General features: G+C 47.8%; 6 protein-coding genes. 3 read left to right on the plus strand and 3 right to left on the minus strand.

The window, feature by feature from the left end; genetic code table 11:
• The first annotated feature begins 319 nt into the window (after positions 1–319).
• Both ACR3FF_RS25795 and ACR3FF_RS25800 read left to right on the plus strand, forming a co-directional pair.
• A complete protein-coding gene (locus ACR3FF_RS25795) occupies positions 320–868 on the plus strand; it encodes a hypothetical protein (RefSeq protein ID WP_458190951.1) in 549 nt (182 codons plus the stop codon).
• Between the two features lie 306 nt (positions 869–1,174).
• Positions 1,175–1,363, plus strand: a complete 189-nt coding sequence (locus tag ACR3FF_RS25800) for a hypothetical protein (RefSeq protein WP_458190952.1) — start codon at positions 1,175–1,177, stop codon at positions 1,361–1,363.
• Positions 1,364–1,368: 5 nt separating this feature from the next.
• Here ACR3FF_RS25800 and ACR3FF_RS25805 read toward each other — a convergent pair whose 3' ends face one another.
• Positions 1,369–1,749 (minus strand): hypothetical protein, encoded by a 381-nt coding sequence (locus tag ACR3FF_RS25805; protein WP_458190953.1) that lies wholly within the window; start codon positions 1,747–1,749, stop codon positions 1,369–1,371.
• Between the two features lie 832 nt (positions 1,750–2,581).
• A complete protein-coding gene (locus tag ACR3FF_RS25810) occupies positions 2,582–3,274 on the minus strand; it encodes a hypothetical protein (RefSeq protein WP_458190954.1) in 693 nt (230 codons plus the stop codon).
• An 81-nt stretch (positions 3,275–3,355) separates the two neighbouring features.
• Between ACR3FF_RS25810 and ACR3FF_RS25815 the strand changes: the two genes are divergently transcribed.
• Positions 3,356–3,646 carry an SWIM zinc finger family protein gene (locus ACR3FF_RS25815; RefSeq protein WP_458190955.1) on the plus strand — a complete coding sequence of 97 codons (291 nt, stop codon included), beginning with the start codon at positions 3,356–3,358 and terminating at the stop codon, positions 3,644–3,646.
• Between the two features lie 100 nt (positions 3,647–3,746).
• On the opposite strand, the gene ACR3FF_RS25820 is transcribed toward ACR3FF_RS25815, so the two are convergent.
• Positions 3,747–4,376, minus strand: a complete 630-nt coding sequence (locus tag ACR3FF_RS25820) for a TMEM175 family protein (protein WP_458190956.1) — start codon at positions 4,374–4,376, stop codon at positions 3,747–3,749.
• Positions 4,377–4,573: the final 197 nt, after the last annotated feature.

Raw genomic sequence — 4,573 nt, forward strand, 5'->3', positions numbered from 1 at the left:
GGATAACTGAGCCCGGTTCTCTTTTTTTGTCGACGGCCGAATCGATCCGTCGAACCGTGTAAGAGTATCTTCAGCCGACGTCAGGAGGATTGGTGAGGCAAAATTCTTAGACAGGCTCTGACGGAGGTGAAATTCCTGAGCTTAGTTTTTATTTGGACCTTAGAGGTGAGGAGCCTCTAACAGAAGATATAGTCGACGAAGTCTCAGAAATTGCGATTGATGTGCTACGGAACAAGCAGGCAGAAAAAGAAGTAGTAATTAATGGGTCAAATACACGGCAAGATTGGAGGATTATTTTCACGGTGAGAAAATTTTAGAGATGGATGAGGACGATCTAAATACATTCACAAAGCATCCAAATGAGAGGCATATAAGTAGATTCCTGTCAGGATTTGATACCGAGGATTTGAACCCAGGGATGTATTTGGAACCTCGGTTCATGATCGACGAAAGCAAAAATATCCATGGAAAAGGGATACAGGTAATAAATTTCAATTTTCCAGACATAGATGAAGATTACTATAGTCGAGTTTTAGAGGGTGTGATAAGTAGAGGACGTGGTGATCTTTCTGGTAGATCTCCCTCTGCTCTCTTTGTTTATATCCCATCATATGAATTTATTGATATGGGTCGGTTTATGATTGATGGATATAAAGAAGAACGATTACCACAAATAGAAAGATTAGAACAGCGGATCAGAGGCCAGTTAAATCAATCAAACAGCCTTAACGCTATTATTCTTAATTCTACATTTGTAGAATTCGTTGGAGAAGATATACAATATTCATTAGGAATTTCTTCATTTAATAACGAAGATCCTGAAGAGGAGCTCCCTGATGAGTTCAGCGAGCATTTTCAATTGGGTTGATATTCATTTAACTCTTTTTAGGTTAAATATTTCCAATATTTAGAGCCAACCGCGCTACAACTGTCCTTTGATGGGTTTGATAAATGCTTTGGCTACTGTTAGAAAATTCTACAGTCATCTGAGCGGGCATAAATTAGACTGTCGACACTCATTAGGCGTGCATTATCGAATTCCAATTTTCCCTCATCAAATGTAATCTCCAAAACAGAGAGGATAGACAACGTTCTTTTGAGGTACCTATTCTCTCGAGATCCACCAGATAACCACCCGCGGACTCAACTTCCCACGCTCTAACTCACCACGCTCATGCAACTCCTCGAGCCGCTGATGAACTGGCCGCCGTTTCATTTCAATCGTATCTGCAACCCACCGAGCGGTCACCGCCGGAAACTCGGACTCATGAATCACCCGAAGAATATCGTCATCACTCGTTTGCTCCGCAAATCGTCCCTGCTCGTCGCGCTCACTCTCGTTCTCAGTCAGAGCGTATACTGAGACTATCACGGAATACCGAGATGCCGATGCCGAAAGTACAAATAGAGGCATGCAATCGGGACATTGAGCAGCGGAATGACCATGAGATAATAGAGTATGGTTGGCTTCCACGCAGAGTGATTCCGGACATACTGCCGGTCAGAATACACAGCAGGCAGGGAGAGAAGTGCAACTGCGTAACTCACGAGGATGATTCCACCAGCAAGATATGTCGTCAAATACCCTGAGACATTGAGCGGAACAAATCTGGCGATACTCATTGTGAAGATCGTCACAACAAACCAGAGAACGAATAGCACCGGAATTGCGAGGATCACCACCCACCATCCTCTCGAGCGAAGATAGCGCCTGAACAAAGCTCTTGAAGAGCGTTCTGTAGTAGCCATATATGGTGTATCGCTTCCTGCCGGTAAATCCATTCCTAGAGTGATGAGTAACGATTCGAGTCCGCCAGCTGACTCAGAATATCACTGAAAGAGCGATTGCACCAAGAAACACGATCCCAAGAGCCCCAAAAAGCTGCATAAGCCACCGATACGGAGTCGGTCGCTCCACGGAATCACCAGTCGTTGCCCCAATTGCCCACACGAGACAGCCGAGACTGACTGCGGTAAATCCACCAACAGTCGCGATAGCGCCACCACTCTGCCAGTTAATCCCGCTCGTCCAAATTGCATACAGCGACCATACCGACCACAAGCCGACGAGAAAACCAAGTGGAGTTCGTGGCGATTGGTACTCAAAATTCATCATTGGATAGAAAATGGAATACCGTAATAATATAATTTCTCACTAGGTGATACCTTAGCAAGTCATGCGTATCTGCGACACTGCGATACCTCATCCGTCGAGAAAATCTGTTCCTCGGATGAACAGAAGATAAACACACCCAACGCCTAGAAACCCCGCGAGAATTGCGTCAAGCGCTGAACTCATCGTTACCCATGTAGCAATGAATGACGACAGAAAAATGCCAATCAGTAACCCATTTCGCTCCCTCTTTGTAAGGTTGCTTGTCATTATGAAATGGTCTATTGGCTGATCTAAAAAGGCTTGTCAGTTGGTCCTTCTCTATATCGAAGCAATGGTCACAATATACACTCTACAGTCATTTAACCAGTAATAAACGGAGAAAAACCAATAAATTATTTATACTATTATCACAATATTCAGTATGAATTCAAAGACTGATTTTCTATCGAATCTGGCTTAACTCTACTACTCCTTCATCGCAGTATACGTCGCGCGTATCTGTTTCAGACCGTTCGTTAGTAGTGCTCTGGGAAATCGTCTCCGTGCTCCTCTCAGTGCGTTTTCGAGCGCTGCTGGTGCATTGGTAAGAATCCCAGCTCCGTGTCCAACGAGAATACAGTCGGGAACGAAGTCGCTCAGATCTTCAGGTGGCGAGAGCCGACCGAGCAAATACAACCCGATCCGCTCGTCACCAACAGTGTAGAAGGATACCGTCCCCAGTAGATCAGGGACGTAGAGCGTTCGATCCGAGTCGCGGTACATGATTGTGTCATATTCAAGCCGATGAATACGAAATCCAGAATCACCGAGCGTTTCTGAACATCGCTCAATCGGTGCCTCAACCTGCTCTGTGATACCATCCATCTCCTGTGGGACAAACACGGGGACATCGTATCGATCCGCGAGAATCCCTGCATCTCGTACGTGCAGTTTTGATAGAACAGCAACACCGACGACCTTTCGTCCTACCTCGCTAAGCAAGCCATCAAGGCCTGGTGTGTCGAGTGGATCGATAAGCCACACACCACCGTTGTCACCGACAATCGCATGGCTTGCTCGGCGCGAGTCTTCGTCTGGATGAGCAAGCCATCCTACACCCTCACCCCATCGGTCGATCACTTGGTAATCTATTGATTCAGTTCGATCGAAAATCGGCATTGTGGTGCTGAAATGGTCGGCTAGATATTAAAATAACCGCTACAGTGGAAACAACTTGGCTTCCGCGTCAAAGCCCCCGAAATGGTCGACGTTACCAACGAGAGCCACGACAACCCTGCTAACCACCAATACGTTGTGACGGTGGACGATGTGACCAACGAACTGATGGCGTGCACATGCCCGCATCACGTCCACCGGAGCGCATTCTGCAAGCACATGGCCGCCGTCGAGAATGCAACCGAAGAGGGAACGCTCAACGCCTTCCCCACCGAGGACGACGAGACCGAACCTGAAGACTGCGACTGTGAGGGCCTCGGTGACTTCCCGTGCTGGCCATGCGTGCGAATGGGACGGAAGGACCTGCCGAACTAACCACCGCTTCAGCTCTTTTTCTCCATGGCACGCCAAGTGACGGTCTTGGCTATTACAGACTAGCGAACACTCACTGAGAGTACGAAACACTGTACTGTAACTACGATTCCTCTAGACTCTCGACGACTCGCGACTGTAGAATGGCATTTATCGGAATCAGAAGTAACCAAGTGAGGATGGCCCACGTCGGATCGAAGATTGCAACGATAATCGAGAAGACAAACACCAGTGGAGACGCGAAAAATCGAGTTGCCTGAACTAACGCGGTGCGTGACGTAACACCCTCTTCGATGAGATCTTCGCGTGAGGCGTAGCTCCAGAGGAGTGCAAGACTGAACCCAGTGAGCGCCAGCACACCCGCATAGAACATAATTCCGAACTGGCCGGGATAGGTGCTGAACAGACTCGTGGCGAACGGGACGAATGCGACCATAAGTAAGAAAAGGAGATTGAGCCAGATTACCCCGCGAGTATGCTGTTCGACATGAATGAATATACGGCGATGAAGTATCCAGTACAACCCGATTATCAAGAAGCTCAGCACATAGGCAAAGAATTCGTGCCACTCTTCGAGGAGTAGCTTGGGGAGTACCGAAACTGAACTGCCTGCGGGAACGGTCGGGACTGTAATCTCGAGCACTAACAACGTGATCGCGATCGCAATGACCCCATCACTTAGTGTTATGACACGATCCGTCTCTTGCGCGGCTTGGCGAATGGAACGTCCCATGACATGCACTACGGTTTCGATCCAGAATCCAATTTCCCCTCAAAGGGCTGTGTTGAATCACTAGGCGGCGTCGGGATAGGTCGCTAAATCAAAGGAGTTGAAGCGGGAGACTGCGAATGTCCATGACACAAATCTCCCGCTTCACTAGCGAGATTGTCCCGATTTCTCAAAGGGTTACTGGCGACGGAGGCGAATCC

Source organism: Haladaptatus ordinarius, from assembly GCF_054177595.1.

What these genes read in the sequence shown, in the direction of transcription:
- ACR3FF_RS25795 (WP_458190951.1), top strand. Translation starts at nt 320, where the DNA reads ATGGATGAGGACGATCTAAATACATTCACAAAGCATCCAAATGAGAGG.
- ACR3FF_RS25800 (WP_458190952.1), top strand. Translation starts at nt 1,175, where the DNA reads ATGCAACTCCTCGAGCCGCTGATGAACTGGCCGCCGTTTCATTTCAAT.
- ACR3FF_RS25805 (WP_458190953.1), bottom strand. Translation starts at nt 1,749, where the DNA reads ATGGCTACTACAGAACGCTCTTCAAGAGCTTTGTTCAGGCGCTATCTT.
- ACR3FF_RS25810 (WP_458190954.1), bottom strand. Translation starts at nt 3,274, where the DNA reads ATGCCGATTTTCGATCGAACTGAATCAATAGATTACCAAGTGATCGAC.
- ACR3FF_RS25815 (WP_458190955.1), top strand. Translation starts at nt 3,356, where the DNA reads ATGGTCGACGTTACCAACGAGAGCCACGACAACCCTGCTAACCACCAA.
- ACR3FF_RS25820 (WP_458190956.1), bottom strand. Translation starts at nt 4,376, where the DNA reads ATGGGACGTTCCATTCGCCAAGCCGCGCAAGAGACGGATCGTGTCATA.